The 20,379-nt window shown below is 61.5% G+C and carries 19 protein-coding genes; 13 read left to right on the forward strand and 6 right to left on the reverse strand.

All coding sequences use genetic code 11. From position 1 onward, the window contains the following. Nucleotides 1–99: 99 nt before the first annotated feature. Together add and C9411_RS08215 are read left to right on the forward strand one after the other, a co-directional pair. Nucleotides 100–1,098 (forward strand): adenosine deaminase, encoded by a 999-nt coding sequence (add, locus tag C9411_RS08210; protein ID WP_107226850.1) that lies wholly within the window; start codon nt 100–102, stop codon nt 1,096–1,098. Between the two features lie 111 nt (nt 1,099–1,209). Next, nucleotides 1,210–1,755, forward strand: coding sequence for an AAA family ATPase (locus C9411_RS08215; protein WP_107226851.1), 546 nt, complete (start codon nt 1,210–1,212; stop codon nt 1,753–1,755). 4 nt (nt 1,756–1,759) lie between these two features. Here C9411_RS08215 and C9411_RS08220 read toward each other — a convergent pair whose 3' ends face one another. Both C9411_RS08220 and C9411_RS08225 read right to left on the reverse strand, forming a co-directional pair. Further along, nucleotides 1,760–2,764 (reverse strand): bile acid:sodium symporter family protein, encoded by a 1,005-nt coding sequence (locus C9411_RS08220; RefSeq protein ID WP_107226852.1) that lies wholly within the window; start codon nt 2,762–2,764, stop codon nt 1,760–1,762. A gap of 72 nt (nt 2,765–2,836) precedes the next feature. Further along, nucleotides 2,837–3,877 carry an oxidoreductase gene (locus C9411_RS08225; protein ID WP_107226853.1) on the reverse strand — a complete coding sequence of 347 codons (1,041 nt, stop codon included), beginning with the start codon at nt 3,875–3,877 and terminating at the stop codon, nt 2,837–2,839. A 232-nt stretch (nt 3,878–4,109) separates the two neighbouring features. Between C9411_RS08225 and C9411_RS08230 the strand changes: the two genes are divergently transcribed. From C9411_RS08230 to rsxC, 4 genes are all read left to right on the forward strand, one after another. Then, nucleotides 4,110–4,550, forward strand: a complete 441-nt coding sequence (locus C9411_RS08230) for a DUF2569 domain-containing protein (RefSeq protein WP_038873882.1) — start codon at nt 4,110–4,112, stop codon at nt 4,548–4,550. 135 nt (nt 4,551–4,685) lie between these two features. Further along, nucleotides 4,686–5,267 (forward strand): electron transport complex subunit RsxA, encoded by a 582-nt coding sequence (gene rsxA / locus C9411_RS08235; RefSeq protein ID WP_004938443.1) that lies wholly within the window; start codon nt 4,686–4,688, stop codon nt 5,265–5,267. After that, nucleotides 5,267–5,839 (forward strand): electron transport complex subunit RsxB, encoded by a 573-nt coding sequence (gene rsxB / locus C9411_RS08240; RefSeq protein WP_004938428.1) that lies wholly within the window; start codon nt 5,267–5,269, stop codon nt 5,837–5,839. The genes rsxA and rsxB overlap by 1 nt, the downstream gene beginning before the upstream one ends. Then, nucleotides 5,832–8,147 carry an electron transport complex subunit RsxC gene (gene rsxC, locus C9411_RS08245; protein ID WP_107226854.1) on the forward strand — a complete coding sequence of 772 codons (2,316 nt, stop codon included), beginning with the start codon at nt 5,832–5,834 and terminating at the stop codon, nt 8,145–8,147. The genes rsxB and rsxC overlap by 8 nt, the downstream gene beginning before the upstream one ends. Before the next feature lie 33 nt (nt 8,148–8,180). Here rsxC and C9411_RS08250 read toward each other — a convergent pair whose 3' ends face one another. Further along, nucleotides 8,181–9,074 (reverse strand): helix-turn-helix domain-containing protein, encoded by an 894-nt coding sequence (locus C9411_RS08250; protein ID WP_107226855.1) that lies wholly within the window; start codon nt 9,072–9,074, stop codon nt 8,181–8,183. Between the two features lie 365 nt (nt 9,075–9,439). Here C9411_RS08250 and rsxD point away from each other — a divergent pair, with 365 nt between their 5' ends. The 5 genes from rsxD (at nt 9,440) to dtpA (ending at nt 14,618) form a co-directional block, all read left to right on the forward strand. Next, nucleotides 9,440–10,525, forward strand: coding sequence for an electron transport complex subunit RsxD (gene rsxD / locus C9411_RS08255; RefSeq protein ID WP_107226856.1), 1,086 nt, complete (start codon nt 9,440–9,442; stop codon nt 10,523–10,525). 9 nt (nt 10,526–10,534) lie between these two features. Then, the gene (rsxG, locus tag C9411_RS08260; protein ID WP_107226857.1) at nt 10,535–11,164 is read left to right on the forward strand and encodes an electron transport complex subunit RsxG; all 630 of its coding nucleotides are present in this window, start codon (nt 10,535–10,537) and stop codon (nt 11,162–11,164) included. Further along, nucleotides 11,161–11,859 (forward strand): electron transport complex subunit E, encoded by a 699-nt coding sequence (locus tag C9411_RS08265; protein WP_038873082.1) that lies wholly within the window; start codon nt 11,161–11,163, stop codon nt 11,857–11,859. Before rsxG ends, C9411_RS08265 begins: the two co-directional genes overlap by 4 nt. Further along, nucleotides 11,859–12,500, forward strand: coding sequence for an endonuclease III (gene nth, locus C9411_RS08270; protein ID WP_063989734.1), 642 nt, complete (start codon nt 11,859–11,861; stop codon nt 12,498–12,500). Before C9411_RS08265 ends, nth begins: the two co-directional genes overlap by 1 nt. Nucleotides 12,501–13,103: 603 nt before the next feature. Further along, nucleotides 13,104–14,618, forward strand: coding sequence for a dipeptide/tripeptide permease DtpA (dtpA, locus tag C9411_RS08275; protein WP_063989733.1), 1,515 nt, complete (start codon nt 13,104–13,106; stop codon nt 14,616–14,618). A gap of 76 nt (nt 14,619–14,694) precedes the next feature. On the opposite strand, the gene C9411_RS08280 is transcribed toward dtpA, so the two are convergent. Both C9411_RS08280 and C9411_RS08285 read right to left on the reverse strand, forming a co-directional pair. After that, nucleotides 14,695–16,788 carry a prolyl oligopeptidase family protein gene (locus tag C9411_RS08280; RefSeq protein ID WP_107226858.1) on the reverse strand — a complete coding sequence of 698 codons (2,094 nt, stop codon included), beginning with the start codon at nt 16,786–16,788 and terminating at the stop codon, nt 14,695–14,697. A gap of 194 nt (nt 16,789–16,982) precedes the next feature. Continuing rightward, entirely contained in the window at nt 16,983–17,546 is a 564-nt protein-coding gene (locus C9411_RS08285; protein WP_033638405.1) for a helix-turn-helix domain-containing protein, read from the reverse strand. Nucleotides 17,547–17,661: 115 nt separating this feature from the next. On the opposite strand from C9411_RS08285, the gene C9411_RS08290 reads away from it, so the two are divergent. After that, on the forward strand, nt 17,662–18,849 hold the full coding sequence (locus tag C9411_RS08290) for a benzoate/H(+) symporter BenE family transporter (protein ID WP_107226859.1): 1,188 nt from the start codon (nt 17,662–17,664) through the stop codon (nt 18,847–18,849). 109 nt (nt 18,850–18,958) lie between these two features. Further along, nucleotides 18,959–19,462 carry a cupin domain-containing protein gene (locus C9411_RS08295; protein ID WP_107226860.1) on the forward strand — a complete coding sequence of 168 codons (504 nt, stop codon included), beginning with the start codon at nt 18,959–18,961 and terminating at the stop codon, nt 19,460–19,462. Here C9411_RS08295 and C9411_RS08300 read toward each other — a convergent pair. Continuing rightward, entirely contained in the window at nt 19,427–20,281 is an 855-nt protein-coding gene (locus tag C9411_RS08300; RefSeq protein WP_063989730.1) for an aminoglycoside phosphotransferase family protein, read from the reverse strand. The two genes, C9411_RS08295 and C9411_RS08300, sit on opposite strands and share 36 nt — an antisense overlap. Nucleotides 20,282–20,379 lie beyond the last annotated feature (98 nt).

Here is a 20,379-nt window from a genome sequence, read left to right on the forward strand (position 1 = left end):
GATTTAAGTCACCTTTTTGTGCAACGAGATGGCAAGTTTCATTCATTTGTTTTTATACTGTTCTGCACTTTACCTACGATAAATTAGCGAGTGCCCAGCATGATCGATCCCCGCCTACCGCTTACCGACATTCACCGCCATCTCGACGGCAATATCCGCGCGCAGACCATTCTCGACCTCGGTCGTCAGTTCAACCTCGCCCTGCCGGCCAATGATTTGGAGAGCCTGCGCCCGCACGTGCAGATCACCCACGCCGAACCGGATCTGGTCAGCTTCCTGCAGAAACTGGACTGGGGCGTAGCGGTGCTGGGCGATTTGGACGCCTGCCGCCGGGTGGCTTACGAAAACGTCGAAGACGCCGCCAACGCCGGTCTGCACTACGCCGAACTGCGTTTTTCCCCTTACTACATGGCGATGAAGCATCAGCTGCCGGTCGCCGGCGTGGTGGAAGCGGTGATCGACGGGATCCGTTCGGGCTGCCGCGATCGCAACATCGACATTCGCCTGATCGGCATCATGAGCCGTACCTTTGGCGAGGCCGCCTGCCTGCAGGAATTGGAAGGGTTGCTGGCGCACCGCGACGGCATTACCGCGCTGGATTTGGCGGGCGATGAGCTGGGCTTCCCCGGCAGCCTGTTCCTCAACCACTTCAACCGCGCACGCGATGCCGGTCTGCGCATCACCGTGCACGCGGGCGAAGCCGCCGGCCCGGAAAGCATCTGGCAGGCGATCCGCGAGCTGGGCGCCGAGCGTATCGGCCACGGAGTGAAAGCGGTCGAAGATCCGGCGCTGATGGACTTCCTGGCGGAACACGGCATCGGCATCGAGTCCTGCCTGACCTCCAACATCCAGACCAGCACCGTGCCGTCACTGGCGCAGCATCCGCTGGCCACCTTCCTGCGCCACGGCGTACTGGCATCGATCAACACCGACGATCCGGCGGTTCAGGGCATCGAGATCGAGCACGAATATCGCGTCGCCGCGCCGCAGGCCGGGCTGACGCCGGAGGAAATCCGTACCGCGCAGGAAAACGGCCTGAAGCTGGCTTTCCTCAGCGAACAGGAAAAACAGGCACTGCGCGCCAAAGTTCAGGGCTAAGTCTCCCCAAGGCGCCAAACGGCGCCTTCTTCTCATCCCCCCATTTTCTTCCGCCTGCTCGTCTTTATCGCTGTTTTCACCCATAGCTCTGCTGCAAGAGAGGAATTCCGTATGTCTGACAAACTACGCCGCATCGTGCTGACCGGCGGCCCGGGTTCGGGCAAAAGCACGCTCATTGACGTTCTTCATCGCCGTGGTTACCCGCATTCGCAGGAGGCGGGCCGGGCGATTATTCAGAACCAGATGAGTATTGGGGGCAACGCGCTGCCGTGGGGCGATCGCCAGGCTTTCGCCGAGCGGATGCTCGATTGGGAACTGCGTTCATGGCGGGAGGCGATGGGGAAAACATGTTGGTTCTTCGATCGCGGCTTGCCGGATATCGCCGGTTACCTGACGCTGTGCGGGTTGCCGATCCCCGGCCCCTTAGCGGCGGCGATCGACGCTTTTCGCTATGCCGATACCGTGTTCATCGCCCCACCCTGGCAAGCGATCTACGCGCAGGACAGCGAGAGAAAACAGTCTTTCGCCGAAGCCGAGCAGACCTACCAAGCGATGCTGGCCGTCTACCGCCGATCGGGCTATCGGCTGCAGGAACTGCCGCGCGCCTCACCCGACGAGCGCGCCGACTTTCTGCTCGACGCACTGAGCTGCGGTTAGCGGCCTATTTAGCCACCAGCGCCTCCGCCTCGGCCCGCTGTTTGGCGGTTTTACGCGCATAGCGCTGCGCCAGCACCGCGCATACCATCAGTTGCACCTGGTGGAAAATCATCAGCGGCAGCACCATGGCGCCCACCGCCGCGGCCGGGAACAGCACGTTGGCCATCGGGATGCCGTTCGCCAGACTCTTTTTCGAGCCGCAGAAAACGATGGTGATCTCATCGGCGGTGTTGAAGCCCAGCCAGCGCGCCGCGTAGGTGTTGATCACCAGCACCACCGTCAGCAGCACCAGCGACATCACCAGGATGGTCAGCAGCGACCAGCCGTCGATGCGATGCCAAATGCCTTCCACCACCGCCGCGCTGAACGCGGTATACACCACCAGCAAGATCGACGAACGGTCGGTCAGGTTGATCAGTTTGCGATGGCGGTCGATCCACTTGCCGATCAGTGGCCGCGCCAGGTGGCCGACCACAAATGGCACCATCAATTGCAGAATGATCGAACCGATGGCGTGCAGCACGTCGGTATTGCCGCCCTGGGTATGCATCAACGCGCCCACCAGCAGCGGCGACAGGAACACGCCAAGAATGCTCGACGCCGAGGCGCTGCAGATCGCCGCCGCCACGTTGCCGCCCGCCGCCGAGGTAAAGGCGATGGCCGATTGCACCGTGGCCGGCAGCGCGCACAGATAGAGGAAACCGAGATAGACCGTCGGCGTCATGATGCCCGGCACCAGCAGGTTCATCGCCAGGCCGAGCAGCGGGAACAGCGCAAAGGTGCTGAGGAACACCAGCAGATGCAGCTTCCAGTGGCTCATGCCGGCGACGATCGCCTCGCGCGACAGCTTGGTGCCGTGCATAAAGAACAGCAGCGCGATGGCGGCGGTGGTCAGGTGCTCAAAGAAGGTTTTCCAGATGCCTTCGCAGGGGAACAGCGAGGCGACGATCACCACCAAAATCAGGACCAGCAAAAATTTATCAATGCGCAAACGCTGCAACCAGGACATGAAACGGATTTCCTTGCACGTAAAGTCGTAAAAAGGCCCGACGTGGCGCCGGGCACAGAAAAATGAACGGGATCAGACCACCGGCAGCGCCTGCTGCAGCCGGGCCGATTCCAGCCCCAGTTCGATCAATGCCATTACCGCGATGGCGTCGGCGGCCGGCACAGGGTTTTCGCCTAAGCCGGCGATGGCGTCGCGCACCGCGGCGTAATAAGCCGGGTAATTGCCGGGAATATTGAGCAGCGGTTGCTCCGCCAGCAGATCGCCACGTGACAGCGTCACCACGCCGTCGCGCATGTCATAACCCCAGTCGGCCTGAGGCAGACGCTCACCGGCCTTCAGCCGGTCTTCCTGCGGGTCCAGGCCGTATTTAATATAGCTGCCGCGGGTGCCGTGCACCACGTAGCGCGGGCTCTCTGCCGCTACCAGCATGCTGGCGTGCAGTACCACGCGGCGATCGCCATAGCTCAGCAGCGCGTGGAAATAATCCACCGCTTGCGCCCCCGGCCGCAGTTCCCCCAGATCGACGAACAGGCGGTCGGGCTTGCCGAAGAGTTGCAGCGCCTGATCGAGCAAATGCGGCCCCAAATCGAACCAGATACCGCTGCCGACGCCGCCTTGTTCGCGCCAGCGCTGGCGCACCTGCGGCCGGTAGCGATCGAAATGCGACTCGAAATAGACCACCTCGCCCAGCGCGCCCTCATTCAGCAGCGCTTTCAGGGTAAGGAAGTCACTGTCCCAGCGGCGGTTGTGGAATACCGACAGCAGCAAACCGCTCTGCTGCGCCTGCTGTTGCAGCGCCTGCGCTTGTGACAATGTCACGGTAAACGGTTTATCCACCACCACGTGTTTGCCCGCAGCCAGCGCCTGCTGCGCCAGTGGGAAATGGGTATCGTTGGGGGTAGGAATCACGATCAGATCGAGGGTCGGATCGGCGAACAGCGCTTGCGCATCGCCCACCACCGCCATCGACGGCCAGTCGGCGTGCACTTTGCCGGCATCGCTGCTGGCGACGGCGGCCAACTCCAGCCCCGGCGTACCGGCGATCAGCGGCGCATGAAAGGTTTTGCCGGCGTAGCCGTAACCGACCAGCCCGACACGAATTTTCTCAGCCATGGGATTTCCTCTTGCAGGCTCACGACAGACCCTTTCGATTTGACACCATGCGGCCGGATGGAACAAGAAGTAAATGAGATGTTAACTTGAAGCGGGCTCGATACGGCGTCGAGTGACTAAACGTGCTGCCACGCGCCGCGATGCCGAGCTATCCGGTTGATAGAGATGACGAAGCCGGTATTACCCGCTAAGCTATGCCGCCTGTGATCCCCGTTTCAATCAGGAAGCCTTTATGTCTCAAGCTGAATACTCTCGTATCGGCGGTTGGTTGCTGGCCCCGCTGGCCTATCTGATCGTCACCTTGCTCAGCGCCAGTTTGATGCTGCTCCTGTACGCCATGGCGATCTTTATGCCCGAGTCGCGCGACTACCTGCTGACCAACGCCCAGGCGTTTACCCTGCAATGGTATTTTTCGGTGCTGACCACGCTCTTGATGTGGTGCTTTACCCTGTGGCTGGTGCTTTTGTTTTGCCGGCGGTCGCTGCGCTTCCCCAAGCTGTTCTTGCTGTGGCTGTTGATCACGGTGATCCTGGCGGTGAAAGCCTTTGCCTTCGCGCCGGTGCCGGATGAAGTGGCGGTGCGCAGCCTTGGCTGGCCGCTGCTGATGGCGGCGCTGCTGGTGCCTTACATCAAGCGCTCGCAGCGGGTCAAAGGCACCTTTACCGAACGTTAAAAGCGATTGCAGCACGTTTTATCGGGTGATTTGTGTAAATTTTCGCCAAAAAAGGCAATACCCCTGCGATTCATATGTTGTCGTCCGGCCGCCGATTCCCGATAATAGGCGGCTTTTATTTTTTTAGGCATCGCAATGACCGAATACCTGCTCCTGTTTGTCGGCACCGTACTGGTGAACAACTTCGTTCTGGTGAAGTTTCTTGGCCTGTGCCCGTTCCTCGGCGTTTCCAAGAAGCTGGAAAGCGCCATCGGCATGGGAATGGCCACTACCTTCGTCATGACGCTGGCCTCCGTCAGCGCCTGGGTGATCAACACCTTTATTCTGGTTCCGTTGGATCTGGTGTATCTGCGCACGCTCTCCTTCATTCTGGTGATCGCCGTCGTCGTGCAGTTCACCGAGATGGTGGTGCGCAAAACCAGCCCGGCGCTCTACCGCCTGCTGGGGATCTTCCTGCCGCTGATCACCACCAACTGCGCGGTGCTTGGCGTGGCGTTGCTTAACGTCAACCTCGGCTACAACTTCCTGCAGTCCGCCGTTTACGGCTTCAGCGCCGCCGCCGGTTTCTCGCTGGTCATGGTGCTGTTCGCCGCCATTCGCGAACGTCTGGCGGTCGCCGACGTGCCGGCGCCGTTCCGCGGCTCCTCGATCGCGCTGATCACCGCCGGGCTGATGTCGCTGGCCTTTATGGGCTTTACCGGGCTGGTGAAATTCTAATGACTGCGTTGTGGATAGCTATCGCGGCTTTAAGCGCGCTCGGACTGCTGTTCGGACTGGTGCTGGGCTACGCCGCGCGCCGTTTTGAGGTGGAAGAGGATCCGGTTGCCGAGCAGGTCGATGCGATCCTGCCGCAGAGCCAGTGCGGCCAGTGCGGCTACCCCGGTTGCCGCCCCTACGCCGAGGCGGTGGCCAACGGCGAGATGATCAACAAATGCGCGCCGGGCGGCGAACAGGTGATGCTGAAGCTGGCGGAGCTGCTCAACGTCGAGCCCCAGCCGCTGGGCAGCGAAGCCGCCGCCGAGCCGGAGCGTAAAGTGGCCTATATCGACGAGGCCAACTGCATCGGCTGCACCAAGTGCATTCAGGCCTGCCCGGTGGACGCCATCGTCGGCGCCACCCGCGCCATGCACACCGTCATCACCGACCTCTGCACCGGCTGCGATCTGTGCGTCGCCCCTTGCCCTACCGACTGTATTGAAATGAGACCGGTCGCCACCACCACCGCCAACTGGAAGTGGGACATGAAGACGATCCCGGTGCAAGTGATCCACGTGGAGCAACATGCTTAATCTGTTCGCCGCCTTTAAAAAAGACCGGATCTGGGATTTCGACGGCGGGATCCATCCACCGGAAATGAAAACGCAGTCCAGCGGTGCGCCGCTGCGTGTCGCTCCCCTGCCCAAGACCTTTATCATTCCGCTGCAGCAGCATCTGGGGCCGGAAGGCGAGCTGTGCGTCAACGCCGGCGATCGGGTGTTGAAAGGCCAGCCGCTGACCGTCGGCCGTGGCCGCACCGTGCCGGTACACGCCCCGACCTCAGGCACCGTCAGCGCCATCACGCCGCACATCACCGCTCACCCTTCCGGGCTGACGGAACTGTGCGTGATTATCGAGGCGGACGGGGAAGACCGCGGGTGCGAGCGCGATCCGGTGGCGGACTACCGCCAAACGCCCGCCGCGGAGCTGGTTCAACGTATTCATCAGGCCGGCATCGCCGGTCTGGGCGGCGCCGGTTTCCCGACCGCCAGCAAGCTGCAGGGCGGCATGAGCGGCGTGGAAACGCTGATCCTCAACGCCGCCGAGTGCGAGCCTTACATCACCGCCGACGATCGCCTGATGCAGGAACATGCCGACCAGATCATTGAAGGCACGCAGATCCTGCAACACATTCTGCAACCCAAGGTCACGCTGATCGGCATCGAAGACAACAAACCGGAAGCGATCGCGGCGCTGAAACAGGCGCTGCGCGGCCAGTCCGGCATTGGGCTGCGCGTTATTCCCACCAAATACCCGTCCGGCGGCGCCAAGCAGCTGACCAAGATCCTGACCGGCAAGGAAGTGCCGCACGGCAAGCACTCCTCTGCTATCGGCGTATTGATGCAAAACGTCGGCACCGCCTTCGCCATCAAACGAGCGATCGTCGACGGCGAACCGCTGATTGAGCGCGTGGTGACCCTGACCGGCGAGGCGATCGAGCGCCCGGGCAACCTGTGGGCGCGCATCGGCACACCGGTGCAGCACCTGCTAGACTTCGCCGGTTTCCGCCCGCAGGCGCAGCAGATGGTGGTCATGGGCGGCCCGCTGATGGGCTTCACCCTGCCCGCGCTGAATGTGCCGATCGTCAAGATCAGCAACTGCATTCTGGCGCCGACGGTCGATGAAATGTCGCCGCAGGAACCGGAGCAGTCCTGCATCCGCTGCGGCCTGTGCGTAGACGCTTGCCCTGCCGGGCTGCTGCCGCAGCAGCTGTACTGGTTCAGCCGCGGACAAGAGCACGACAAGGCGCGCAACCATAACCTGTTTGACTGCATCGAATGCGGCGCCTGCGCGTTCGTTTGCCCCAGCAACATCCCGCTGGTGCAGTACTACCGTCAGGAAAAGGCCGAGATCAAGGCTATCGATCTGGAGGCGGCGCGCACCGCCGAGGCCAAGGCGCGTTACGAAGCCAAGCTGGCGCGCCTGGAGCGCGAGAAGCTGGCGCGCGAAGAGCGGCATAAAAAGGCCGCCGTCAAACTGACCGACGACGATCAGGGCGCTGTTCAGGCCGCGCTGGCGCGCGTGCGCAGCAAAAATGCCGAAGCGGCGGTCACGCCGGTCAACGGCCAGCAGCCGGATAACAGCGAGATGATCGCCGCCCGCGAAGCGCGTAAAGCGCAGGCGCGCGAACGCCGAGCCCAGTTGGCGGCCGAGGCGGAAACAGAGGCATCATCGGCAACTTCTGGCGACGACGCGCGCAAAGCCGCCGTGGCCGCGGCGCTGGCCCGCGTGAAAGCGCGCAAGGAAGCGCCGGCCGCAGACAGCACGGCTCCGGCAACAGCAGAGAACGATCCACGTAAGGCGGCGGTCGCTGCCGCCCTGGCGCGCGTCAAAGCCAAAAAAGCAGAGCAGCAGGCGGATGCCCCTGCAGCGGCGGAGTCGGCACCGGCAACCGCCGAGGAAGACCCGCGCAAGGCGGCGGTGGCGGCGGCTATCGCCCGCGCCAAAGCCAAGAAAGCGGCGCAGCAGGCGGATGCCCCTGCACCGGCGAAAACGGCGCCGGCAACCGCCGAGGAAGACCCGCGCAAGGCGGCGGTGGCAGCAGCTATCGCCCGCGCCAAAGCCAAAAAAGCGGCGCAGCAGGCGGATGCCCCTGCACCGGCGGAAACGGCGCCAGCAACCGCCGAGGAAGACCCGCGCAAGGCGGCGGTGGCAGCAGCTATCGCCCGCGCCAAAGCCAAAAAAGCGGCGCAGCAGGCGGATGCACCTGCAGCGGCGGAAACGGCGCCGGCAACCGCCGAGGAAGATCCGCGCAAGGCCGCGGTGGCGGCGGCTATCGCCCGCGCCAAAGCCAAAAAAGCCGCCAGGGAATCGCTGGCGGCGGAAACGGAAGACAAATGATGACAACGGCGCCTGGCTGTCGCCAGGCGCCGTTTAATCGATAGAAATCAGGTAGGTGTAATCCACTTCAATCTGGCGCAGTTTGGATTCCGGATTCCACTCTTTGGTTTGAATGATCTCCATTTCCATACTGCCGCGTACCTCATCCTTCAGCCCTGGCATCACATGTGACATCAGGTAGCCGAAAAACTGCAAACACTCTTTCGCCGAACCCTTGTGGTTGATAGAGATAAACTCGCGGCTCGGCAGATGGAAGGTGTCTATCTGATGGTTGGAAAGAATATCTTTTTTGTGTTCAGGATCGACCGCCATCACCAGCGTGGATGAGAGCTCGTCGCCCTCCCCGACATGGGGAGAGTAGATGCTGTAAATGCGCCGACAGTCGACGTGCAGCCCCTTGAAGAAGTCGTTGAAAATCTCGTCCTTCATCGCCATGCAGGAAGAGTACTCCAGCTCCTGCTCAGAGGCGAAATCCAGCCGGCGCGTGAAGCCGACCAACTGCATCTCGGGCAGCGTCAGCCGCTTCACTTCCGGGTAATAACCGGCGCCGTAGCTGGCTTCAAAGTTAAAGCGCGGCATCAGGTTTTTCACGTCCCAGTGCTCCATCGAGCGGTAGCGATTGGGCGTGGTGCCGAAGCGCTGCTTGAACATGCGGGTAAAGGTCTGCTGAGAGTCGAATCCCAGCTCATCGGAAATGTCGATGATGGAGCGACGAGTAATGCGCAGCGCCACCGCGGCGCGCGTCAGGATACGCGAACGGATATAGGTGGCGAGTTGAATGCCGGTAATACGCTTGAATTTACGCTGCAGATGCCACTTGGAATAGCCCGAAATACGCGCGACTTCATCCAGGTTTGGCCGTTTCTCCAGATGTATCTCCACCCACTCAATTAGCTCTTCAATAAAAAAAATGTCTTCATTTGTCATTATTATGGATTCACTGACTCAATAATGTTCGCGATAGTAACCTACACGGATTATGTGAAAGTTGTTATTTTGTGCGGAAATCTGGAGAAAAATGATATCTCATTCAGACGCTTACCCCATTTCCTGCGGTCGATGGCGGCACAAGTTCCACTGACAATTCCTCACGTTAGCCCATTTCCCGGCCAAAAAAAAATCAAATCGCGCTGCCCCGATCGCCGGATGTGCGGAAAGCCGAATACCCCTATCATTAAGGCGTATTACCCTCGCATCGAATCAGGTAGAATGCTCGGCTATCATTTTTGCCGCGCCTTTAGAACGGCGCATCGAAACTGCCGCAGGCGCGGCGCAGAAGGTATCGTTACTTTATGAAGTTCAGGCCGGTATCACCCACAGCCGCCAAAGGCTTACACATCGCCAGCTCGCCTTTCACCCACAACCAGCAAAGCACCAGCCGCATCATGCTGTGGGTCATGTTGGCGTGCATTCCCGGCATCGCGGCGCAGATTTGGTTCTTCGGCTACGGCGTATTGATTCAGGTGGCGCTGGCGGCGATCGTCGCGCTGGCGGCGGAAGGCGCGGTCCTCAAGCTGCGCAAGCTGCCGGTGCGCAGCCGGCTGGCGGATAACTCCGCCCTGCTGACCGCGCTGCTGCTCGGCATCAGCCTGCCGCCGCTGGCACCCTGGTGGATGATCGTCATCGGCACCTTCTTCGCCATCGTCATCGCCAAGCAGCTGTACGGCGGCCTCGGGCAGAACCCGTTCAACCCGGCGATGGTCGGTTACGTGGTGCTGCTGATCTCCTTCCCGGTACAGATGACCAGCTGGCTGCCGCCGGATGAGCTGCGCGCCACCGCGCTGCCTCTCCACGACACGCTGCTGGCCATTTTCAGCGGCCATACCTCGCAAGGCGCGACGCTGCACGAACTGCAGATGGGCGTGGACGGCATCAGCCAGGCCACGCCGCTCGACGGTTTCAAAACCGGCCTGCGCAGCGGCCATAGCGTAGAACAGGTGCTGCAGCAGCCGCTGTTCGGTGGCGCCCTGGCCGGCATCGGCTGGCAGTGGGTCAACCTCGGCTTCCTGGCCGGCGGCCTGTTTATGCTGGCGCGCCGCCTGATCCATTGGCAGATCCCTTTCAGCATGTTGGCCGCCATCGCCTTCTGTTCCGGCCTGGCCTGGTGGCTCGCTCCGGCGCATCAGGCGTCGCCGCTGATCCACCTGTTCTCCGGCGCCAGCATGCTGGGCGCGTTTTTTATCGCTACCGATCCGGTCAGCGCGTCCACTACGCCGAAAGGCCGTTTGATCTACGGCGCGCTGATCGGCGTGCTGGTGTGGCTGATCCGCGTCTATGGCGGTTACCCTGACGGCGTGGCCTTCGCCGTGCTGCTCGCCAACATTACCGTCCCGTTAATCGACCACTACACGCAGCCGCGCGTGTACGGCCATCGCTAAGGAGCCGCCATGCTGAATTCCATGAGAAAGCACGGCACCACGCTGGCGGTATTCGCGGCGGTCACCACCGGTCTGACTGCCGTCGTCTATACCCTGACGAAAAGCACCATCGCCCATCAGGCGGCGCTGCAGCAAAAAGCGCTGCTCGATCAGGTGGTGCCGCCGGAAAACTACGACAACATCATGCAGAACGAATGCTTCCTGGTCAGCGATCCGGCGCTGGGAGACGATGCGCCGCACCGCTTGTACCTGGCGCGCAAAGACGGGCAACCGACCGCCGCCGCGCTGGAAACCACCGCGCCGGACGGCTACTCCGGCGCCATCAAGCTGCTGGTCGGCGCCGATTTCAACGGCACGGTGCTCGGCACCCGGGTGATTGAACACCACGAAACCCCGGGGCTGGGGGACAAAATCGAACTGCGCATTTCCGATTGGATTTCCTTCTTCAGCGGCAAGAAAATCGAAGGCCCGGACGATAAGCGCTGGGCGGTGAAGAAAGACGGCGGCATGTTCGACCAGTTCACCGGTGCCACCATCACCCCGCGGGCGGTGGTCAATGCGGTGCGCCGCACGGCGTTGTATATGGAAACGCTGCCGCCTAAACTTGAAAGCTTACCTGCGTGTGGAGCCAGCGAATGAGTGAAGCCAAAGAATTGATCGTCCAGGGGCTGTGGAAAAACAACTCCGCCCTGGTGCAGCTGTTGGGCATGTGTCCGCTGCTGGCGGTGACCTCCACCGTCACCAACGCACTCGGCCTGGGGCTGGCCACCACCCTGGTGCTGACGCTGACCAACGCCTCCATCTCCGCGGTGCGGCGCTGGGTGCCGAGCGAGGTGCGCATTCCTATCTACGTGATGATCATCGCCGCGGTAGTGAGCATCGTGCAGATGCTGATCAACGCCTATGCCTTCGGCCTGTATCAGTCGCTCGGCATCTTTATTCCGTTGATCGTGACCAACTGCATCGTGGTGGGCCGCGCCGAAGCGGTGGCCGCCAAGAAGCCGGTCGGCCTCTCGGCGCTGGACGGCATGGCCATCGGCCTCGGCGCTACCGGCGTGATGGTGACGCTGGGCTCGATGCGCGAACTGTTGGGCAACGGCACGCTGTTCGACGGCGCCGATCAGCTTCTGGGCGGCTGGGCCAAGTCGCTGCGTATCGAAGTGGTGCATTTCGACAGCCCGTTCCTGCTGGCAATGCTGCCGCCGGGCGCCTTTATCGGCCTGGGGCTGCTGCTGGCGGTCAAATATCTGATCGACGAAAAAATGAAGGCGCGCAAAGCCCGCGCCGTGGCGGTGGAACCGCTGCTGGAACAAGGACGTGCTGAGAAGGCCTGATGAACAAGCAGAAGCGACTGGAAATTCTGACCCGGCTGCGCGACAACAACCCGCACCCGACCACCGAGCTGGTGTACACCACGCCGTTTGAGCTGCTGATTGCGGTGCTGCTGTCTGCACAGGCCACCGACGTGAGCGTCAACAAGGCGACCGCCAAGCTTTATCCGGTCGCCAACACCCCCGCCGCCATGCTGGCGCTGGGGGTTGATGGCGTCAAGGAGTACATCAAGACCATCGGCCTGTTCAACAGCAAGGCCGAAAACGTGATCAAAACCTGCCGCATGCTGCTGGAGCTGCACGGTGGCGACGTGCCGGAAGACCGTGCCGCGCTGGAAGCGCTGCCGGGCGTCGGCCGCAAGACCGCCAACGTGGTGCTCAACACCGCCTTCGGCTGGGCGACCATCGCCGTCGACACCCACATCTTTCGGGTGTGCAACCGCACCCACTTCGCGCCGGGCAAGAACGTCGATCAGGTGGAAGAGAAGCTGTTGAAGGTGGTCCCCGCCGAATTCAAGGTCGATTGCCACCACTGGCTGATCCTGCACGGGCGCTACACCTGCATCGCGCGCAAACCGCGCTGTGGCTCCTGCATTATCGAAGACCTGTGCGAGTATAAAGAAAAGGTTTATCCGGAATCCTGAGTTTGTGGGGTTCGGCAAACCGTACCCCACGCGCCCTTTCCCCCGCCAACGCCTCTTTTTTATCGGAAATGTGATATCGCGCAGCAGTAACCCCGGCGTTATCGCGGTTTTCAGTGAAAAACGCAGCGCCGTGTTATTTTCAAGCGAAAAATTAGTCGAAAATTGCGGTGAACGTCACGCTTTCGAGATCACAAGGCGTTCACAAATGCCAGCCCCGTTTTCCTAAATTTCTATAATTTTACAAAACGCGCCATATACACAACATTCCAACGGATTAATAACCGTACATACACTGATGCGCTAAAAAATAGCAATTCAGCAGAATATATACCTGTTTAAAATCCGTATAGCTTTTAATCAAAACAAAAAATCGGCAAACCATTAAAACCCGAAAGTTAATACTGCATAACATTTGCAACATCGCAGCATAATCCTGTGGGCGTTAAATGTAACCGAATATGACAAACTGCTTGCCACGTTGACAAAGATAGTGAACATTAACCGCCGTCCCCATCCTATAACAACGCAAAAGGATGCCGTTCCGCATCAACTTTTGTACTTTCCCGTCCTCCAAAGACGGGCTGCGAAAAAACAGAGGTACCAGTGTCAACAGCAAACAACCAACACCCGGAGAGCGTGAGCCTTAACGCGTTCAAACAACCGAAAGCATTCTATCTGATCTTCTCGATCGAACTGTGGGAGCGTTTCGGCTATTACGGCCTGCAGGGCATCATGGCGGTTTATCTGGTCAAGATGCTCGGCATGAGCGAAGCCGACTCCATCACCCTGTTCTCTTCCTTCAGCGCGCTGGTATATGGCTTCGTGGCCATCGGCGGCTGGCTGGGCGATAAAGTGCTGGGCGCCAAACGCGTGATCGTGCTCGGCGCACTGGTGCTGGCCGCCGGTTACGCCATGGTGGCCTACTCCGGCCACGACATCTTCTGGGTCTACATGGGCATGGCGACCATCGCCGTGGGTAGCGGCCTGTTCAAGGCTAACCCGTCCTCCCTGCTGTCCACCTGCTATGAGAAAGACGATCCGCGTCTCGACGGCGCCTTCACCATGTACTACATGTCGGTGAACATCGGTTCCTTCTTCTCCATGCTGGCCACCCCGTGGCTGGCGGCGAAATACGGCTGGAGCGTGGCGTTCTCCCTGAGCGTGGTCGGCATGCTGATCACCCTGGTCAACTTTATGATGTGCCGCAAATGGGTGAAGGAAAACGGTTCCAAGCCTGACTTCAAGCCGCTGCATCTGCCGAAACTGCTGATGGTGCTGGTCGGCGTCGTGGCGCTGATCGCCGTGTCCAGCTGGCTGCTGCACAACCAAGTGATCGCGCGCTGGGCGCTGGCCCTGGTTTCCGCCGGCATCGTATTGGTGTTTGCCAAAGAAACCTTCGCCCTACACGGCGCTGCACGCCGCAAGATGATCGTCGCCTTCCTGCTGATGCTGGAAGCGGTGGTGTTCTTCGTGCTGTACAGCCAGATGCCAACCTCACTGAACTTCTTCGCTATCCATAACGTGGAACACAGCATCTTTGGCGTCGCCTTCGAGCCGGAGCAGTATCAGGCGCTGAATCCATTCTGGATCATGCTCGCCAGCCCGATTTTGGCCGCGCTGTATAACAAAATGGGCGATCGCCTGCCGATGCCGCACAAGTTCGCTTTCGGCATGATCCTGTGTTCCTGCGCCTTCCTGGTGCTGCCATGGGGCGCCAGCTTCGCCAACGAACAGGGCATCGTGTCGGTCAACTGGCTGATCCTGAGCTACGCGCTGCAGAGCATCGGCGAGCTGATGATTTCCGGCCTGGGGCTGGCGATGGTGGCGCAGCTGGTGCCGCAGCGTCTGATGGGCTTCATCATGGGTTCCTGGTTCCTGACCACCGCCGCCGCCGCGCTGATCGCCGGTAAGGTTGCCGGTCTGACCGCCGTCCCAAGCGACATCAACGACGCGCACGCTTCGCTGGCCATCTACAGCCATGTGTTTATGCAGATCGGCATCGTCACCGCCGTCATCGCTATCCTGATGATGCTGACCGCGCCGAAACTGTACCGCATGACGCTGGACACCACCGAAGACGCCAATCAGAAAGCGCAGGAAGCCACCGCGGCTCGCTGATCGCTGGCAAATTGAGCGTAAATAAAAACACCGGGGTTAACGCCCCGGTGTTTTTTTATGCCTGCAAGAAAAAGGCTTACGCTGGCTTGGATTTGCCGCTCAGGTTGGCCCACATGAATTCGCTTACCAGCGCGCTGTGGAATGCCGCCTGTTGCTTGTCGGCGGCGGCGCTGTGCCCGCCTTCGGTATTTTCATAGAAATAGGCCTGCTGATACCCCATCGCCTGCATGCGCGCGGCCATTTTGCGGGCGTGGGCCGGGTTGACCCGATCGTCGCTGGTCGCGGTATAGAACAGCACTGGCGGATAGGCCGTCTGCGCCTGAATGTTGTGGTACGGCGAGAAGGTCTTGATGTAGGCCCACTCCTCCGGCTTGCTCGGGTCACCGTATTCGGCGATCCACGACGCGCCAGCGGAAAGCTGGGTATAGCGCTGCATGTCCAGCAGCGGCACTTCGCAAACGATGCAGCCGAACAGCTGCGGATACAGCGTCAGCATATTGCCCACCAACAGGCCGCCGTTGCTGCCACCGCGCGCGCCCAAATGCGGTGCCGAGGTCACCTTGCGCGCGATAAGATCTTTGGCCACGGCGGCGAAATCCTCGTAGGCGCGATGGCGATTCTGCTTGAGCGCCGCCTGGTGCCAGGCCGGGCCGTATTCGCCGCCGCCGCGGATGTTGGCCACCACATACACCCCGCCGCGCTCCAGCCAGGCCGGCGCCTTGCCGCCGAGATAGCCCGGCAGCAGCGGCACTTCAAACCCGCCGTAGCCATACAGCAGCGTCGGCGTGCTGCCGTCCAGCTTGAGATCTTTGGCGGCAATCTGGAAATACGGCACGCGGGTGCCGTCCTTGGAGCGCGCAAAATGCTGGCTCACCTGGTAGCCTGACGCATCAAAATCCTGCGGCGCCTGTTTCAGCAACGTCGCCTCACCGTCGTCGAGGTTGCCCATGTACAGCGAGGTCGGCTGCAGGAACCCGCTGACAGTCAGGAAATAAGCGTTGCTCTCTTCGTCGATGCCGCCGGCGGAAATGGTGCTGATGGCGCCGGGCTTGCCCAACGGGCGACGTTGCCAGCTGCCACCCTGCGGCGTCAGCACTTCGAGCCGGTTGACCACGTTATCCATGATGCTGAGGATCAGATGATCGCGGGTGCCGCTGTAGCCGCTCAGCGCCTGCTCCGCCGTCGGGGTAAACAGCAGCTGCAGCTCGCGCTTGCCCGCCAGATAGTCATCGAAGTTGGCCGCCAGCAGCGCGCCGGACGGATAACGCTTGCCGCCCACGTCCCAGTCGCTGCTCGGTTTGATCAGCAGCCATTCCCGATGCGTATCCAGCTCGGCGTCGGCCGGGATGTCGATTTTTTTCTGCCGGCCGTCCTGCATCAGCAGGAAATAGTCGCGGCGATAGAAATCCAGGCTACGGCCGACGAAATCGCGCTCAAAGCCCGGCGTGCGATCGTGATAGGCGAAGACCGCCATGTCATCGGGCTGCGCTTCGTACAGCGTTTCAGCGGCGCTCAGCGGCGTGCCGCGCCGCCAGCGTTTGGCGATGCGCGCATAGCCGGACTGGGTCATCGAGCCGGGGCCGAAATCGGTGGCGATGAACAGCGTGTCCCGATCAACCCAGGAGATCCGGCTTTTTGCCACCGGCACGTTGAAGCCGTCTTTGACGAAGCGTTTGGCCACCAGATCGAATTCGCGGATTTCGGTGGCGTCACCGCCGTCCGGCGACAGCTGCATCAGGCAATAGCGGTATTCCGGCGCCAGCGGCTGCGAGCCCTGATAGACCCAATCCTTGCCCTCCGCCTTGCCCAACGCGTCGATATCCAGCACCGTTTCCCAGGCCGGTTTGGCTTTGCGGTACTCGTCCAGCGTGGTGCGCCGTAGCAGGCCGCGCGGGTTGGCCTGATCCTGCCAGAAATTGTAATAGTACTCGCCGCGTTTGCTCACCCACGGGATCTGGGTGTCTTTATTGAGGATATCCAGGACTTCGCGCTCAATGCGCTGAAAGTCTTCGCCCTGGCCGAAACGCGCCATGGTGCGCTGATTTTCCTGCTGCACCCATTGCAGCGCTTTTTTACCCTGCAGCTCTTCCAGCCACAGGAATCCATCGCCGGCGGCCGCGCCGCCTTCCGCCGCCATCGCCAGGCGGATACTGTTGGGTAATGAAGTCATCGCGAATACGGCTCCTGCGGTTTGTGCACTGAGTTTAATAAACTGACGTCGATTGGTGACCGGCAAAATCAAGCTCCTTTTGAGTCGGCTGCAACGCCGCCCCGTCGTGGGCGACAGCCTGTGAAATAAGAGTCATTTTCAACAAGGTAGGCGTTTGGCGGCGCGGAGTCAAAGCCCGTGGCCGCCGCGTTGAGTCAGGATTGAGGATAGTGGATCAGATCGTGAATACGCACTGTTTGTGAACTGGCGTTGCGGTAAGCGTGCGGCCGATCGGCCTGAAAGCGCATCGCCTCGCCGGCGGCCAGGCTGTGCCATTCGCCGTCTATCGCCAACTCCAACCGGCCGCTGATCACGATGACATGCTCGATCACGCCCGGCTCATGGGGCGACGACTCGCTGAGCGCGCCCGGCGCAAGATCGATGACGAACATATCGAAACCCAGCTGGCGATCGTAGGGAAACAGCGGCACCACGCGCATATCGGCGTTGTCCTGATCGTACACCGGCAGATCGCCGTAGCGGTGCAGCGTCGCCTGCTGCTGCGCGGGGGAGGCTTCGAGAAAAGCGGAGAACGCCACGTTGAAACCGGTGGCGATCTTCCACAGCGTCGCCACCGTCGGGCTGGATTCGCCGCGTTCGATCTGCCCGAGCATCGCCTTGCTGACGCCGGTGTATTCCGCCGCCTGCGTCAGGCTCCAACCGCGCTGTGCGCGCAGCGTGCGAAGGGTGTGTGCCAAATGGCCGGCAAGTTCCTGCATCCAGTTCTCCTCTGCGTGTCGAGCCCAATTATACCCGCTTGTGCGCTATAGCGCACGGTGCTATGCTGATTTCTCAACGTGCGTTATAACGCACAACCACCGATTGGAGCTTCTCATGCGCCCAGCCCTCTCCCTGCGCCATCTGACCCTGCCCGCCGTCATGGCCGGCTTTGTCGCCGTTCTGGTAGGTTACACCAGCTCTGCCGCAATCATTTTCCAGGCCGCCGCCGCCGCGGGTGCCACGCCGGCGCAGATCGGCGGTTGGCTGAGCGCGCTGGGGATCGCGATGGGCGTCACCTCGCTGGGATTGTCGCTTTACTATCGCACGCCGATCCTCACCGCCTGGTCGACGCCCGGCGCGGCGTTGCTGGTCACCAGCCTGCCCAGCACGCCGATCAACGAGGCGATCGGCGTGTTTATCTTCGCTTCCGCTCTGATCCTGCTGTGCGGCATCACCGGGCTGTTCGCCCGCCTGATGGACTACATTCCGCAGGCGATTTCCGCCGCGATGCTGGCGGGGATCCTGCTGCGTTTCGGTCTGGACGCCTTCGCTTCGCTGCAGCTCAATTTCCCTCTTAGCGCCGGCATGGCGCTGGCCTATCTGCTCAGCCGCCGTTATCAACCGCGCTACGCTATCGTGCTGACGCTGGCGGCCGGGCTGGCGATCGCCGCGCTGCAGGGCAATATCCAGCTGACACAGCATGCGCCGGCGTTCGCCATGCCGGAATTTATCGCGCCGCACTTCAGCTGGCCGACACTGCTGGGCATCGGCGTACCCTTCTTCGTGGTGACCATGGCTTCGCAGAACGCCCCCGGCATCGCCACGCTGCAGGCGGCGGGCTACCGCGTGCCTACGTCACCGCTGATCGCCTGGACGGCGCTGACCGCGTTGCTGCTGGCGCCGTTCGGCGGCTTCTCGGTGTGCATCGCCGCGATCACCGCCGCCATCTGCATGGGGCCGGACGTGCATCCCGATCCGCAGCGGCGCTATATGGGCGCGGTGGCCGCCGGCGGTTTCTACCTGCTGGCCGGGCTGTTCGGCGGCGCCATCGGCCTGCTGTTCAGCGCGTTGCCGGTCGCCCTGATCCATACCATCGCCGGGCTGGCGCTGCTCGGCACCCTCGGCGGCAGCCTGCAGCGCGCGCTGCATGATGAGAAACAGCGCGACGCAGCGCTGATCGCCTTCCTCATCACCGCCTCCGGCGTCACGTTACTGGGCATCAGTTCGGCCTTCTGGGGCATTGTCGGCGGCGCCATCGCCCATCTGCTGCTGTCGCTGCCGCGGCGAGGAACGGCAGCATAAAATGCCAAACGCACGCCGCGCATTGACAAGCTCGGCGGCGACGCCTTCACTTTCTCTGTCGTCTGAATGTCAATTCACATAATAAGTGACATCGTCACCAAGGAAGCCTATGACTGAGAAAGCCGCGCTGTTAGCTCAGCGCTTGATACGCAATATCGAACGGGTAGATAAGCAACACGATCGGCGGCTGCCGCTGTATGACAGCGTTGGCGCTCGCCTCGGCACCGGCACCGCCGCCGACAAGCTGGGCGCCTCCTTCGATTGCGTGGCGCCGGGCATGCGTTCCTGCCCCTATCATTTTCACTACGCTCAGGAGGAAATGTTCATCATTCTGGAAGGCAGCGGTACGCTGCGGGTGGCCGGAGAAATGCTGCCGCTCGTCAGCGGGGATGTCATCTTCATTCCGCCGGGCCCGGAATATCCGCACCAGATCATCAACACCTCCGATGCGCCGCTGAAGTACCTGTCCGTCAGCACGCGCGAGCAGCCTGAGCTGGTGATGTATCCGGATTCCGGCAAATACCAGGCGATGGCGCGCAGCGCAGACGGTGAGCAGGTACGCTACCTGCAGCGCCCTTCAACCTCGCTCGATTACTGGCAGGATGAACCCTGAATCGCCGTCCGGCAGCGGGAGATCCAATGCGCGCGCCGCCAGCTCGGCCACGCGGAAGTCGATATCCGCCGCCTGCCCATCTTCCATAAACCAGGCGGCGGAGAGCCCCGACCAGGCCAGGATCCATTGCAGCAAGCGCCGGCGCTCCAGCCCGGCCAAGCGGCAGACCTGTTCCACGCGCCGCTGGAAAATGGCCGGATCGGTGGCGATGCCGTAGTTGGGATTACAGAAGATATTGGCGTAATCGAAGCCCCGTTCGCCGTACAAGCGTTTGGGATCGATCGCCAGCCAGCCGCGTTCGCCGAAGTCCAGCACGTTGTCATGGTGGATATCGCCGTGCAGCACACTCTCTTCTCGCGGGCTGCTCAGCAGCTCCGCTGCCGTCGTGGCGCTGAGACGCAGCATGCCGCCATGCGCCTGCGCCGCCGGCCACAGCGAGCTGAACCACTCCTGCAGCGGGATCAGCTCGGGCAACGGTTCCGCTCGCGGCGCATGCAAGGCGGCGATCGCCCGACAGAGGATCTGCGTGGCCTGTTCATCGTCGCCGTCTCGCACCAGCTGCGCCAACGAGCCTTCACCCTGCGCGCGCTCCAGCAGGATGCCGTCGTCGTGCCACGCCAGCACCTGCGCGGCGCCTTCCCCGCGCCACCAGCACATCAGCTGGCCGCCGAAGCGCTCTTCCTGCTCGCGGGCGATCTTCAGCATGGCCGCCTCGCCCCGGTAACGCACCGGCATCAGCAGACTGCTGTGGGTTTCGAAGGCTTTGCCGTCCTGTTCCAGTTGCCAGCGTTGCAGGTAGGGAGTAAAAAGCGGGTTCATCGTCTCATGCGTCCTTGTGGCCGATCTGCGCCGCACTGTCACATTCGCGTGAGAGACGACGTATAAAATAAAGAGGGATGATACTCTCAAATATCATC

Origin of the sequence: Serratia sp. Nf2 (assembly GCF_003028435.1) — a bacterium.
GTDB lineage: Bacteria > Pseudomonadota > Gammaproteobacteria > Enterobacterales > Enterobacteriaceae > Serratia > Serratia marcescens_L.

Excerpts from the sequence above, each read along its gene's own strand:
- add (WP_107226850.1), top strand. The coding sequence starts at position 100 with ATGATCGATCCCCGCCTACCGCTTACCGACATTCACCGCCATCTCGAC.
- C9411_RS08215 (WP_107226851.1), top strand. The coding sequence starts at position 1,210 with ATGTCTGACAAACTACGCCGCATCGTGCTGACCGGCGGCCCGGGTTCG.
- C9411_RS08220 (WP_107226852.1), bottom strand. The coding sequence starts at position 2,764 with ATGTCCTGGTTGCAGCGTTTGCGCATTGATAAATTTTTGCTGGTCCTG.
- C9411_RS08225 (WP_107226853.1), bottom strand. The coding sequence starts at position 3,877 with ATGGCTGAGAAAATTCGTGTCGGGCTGGTCGGTTACGGCTACGCCGGC.
- C9411_RS08230 (WP_038873882.1), top strand. The coding sequence starts at position 4,110 with ATGTCTCAAGCTGAATACTCTCGTATCGGCGGTTGGTTGCTGGCCCCG.
- rsxA (WP_004938443.1), top strand. The coding sequence starts at position 4,686 with ATGACCGAATACCTGCTCCTGTTTGTCGGCACCGTACTGGTGAACAAC.
- rsxB (WP_004938428.1), top strand. The coding sequence starts at position 5,267 with ATGACTGCGTTGTGGATAGCTATCGCGGCTTTAAGCGCGCTCGGACTG.
- rsxC (WP_107226854.1), top strand. The coding sequence starts at position 5,832 with ATGCTTAATCTGTTCGCCGCCTTTAAAAAAGACCGGATCTGGGATTTC.
- C9411_RS08250 (WP_107226855.1), bottom strand. The coding sequence starts at position 9,074 with ATGACAAATGAAGACATTTTTTTTATTGAAGAGCTAATTGAGTGGGTG.
- rsxD (WP_107226856.1), top strand. The coding sequence starts at position 9,440 with ATGAAGTTCAGGCCGGTATCACCCACAGCCGCCAAAGGCTTACACATC.
- rsxG (WP_107226857.1), top strand. The coding sequence starts at position 10,535 with ATGCTGAATTCCATGAGAAAGCACGGCACCACGCTGGCGGTATTCGCG.
- C9411_RS08265 (WP_038873082.1), top strand. The coding sequence starts at position 11,161 with ATGAGTGAAGCCAAAGAATTGATCGTCCAGGGGCTGTGGAAAAACAAC.
- nth (WP_063989734.1), top strand. The coding sequence starts at position 11,859 with ATGAACAAGCAGAAGCGACTGGAAATTCTGACCCGGCTGCGCGACAAC.
- C9411_RS08280 (WP_107226858.1), bottom strand. The coding sequence starts at position 16,788 with ATGACTTCATTACCCAACAGTATCCGCCTGGCGATGGCGGCGGAAGGC.
- C9411_RS08285 (WP_033638405.1), bottom strand. The coding sequence starts at position 17,546 with ATGCAGGAACTTGCCGGCCATTTGGCACACACCCTTCGCACGCTGCGC.
- C9411_RS08290 (WP_107226859.1), top strand. The coding sequence starts at position 17,662 with ATGCGCCCAGCCCTCTCCCTGCGCCATCTGACCCTGCCCGCCGTCATG.
- C9411_RS08295 (WP_107226860.1), top strand. The coding sequence starts at position 18,959 with ATGACTGAGAAAGCCGCGCTGTTAGCTCAGCGCTTGATACGCAATATC.
- C9411_RS08300 (WP_063989730.1), bottom strand. The coding sequence starts at position 20,281 with ATGAACCCGCTTTTTACTCCCTACCTGCAACGCTGGCAACTGGAACAG.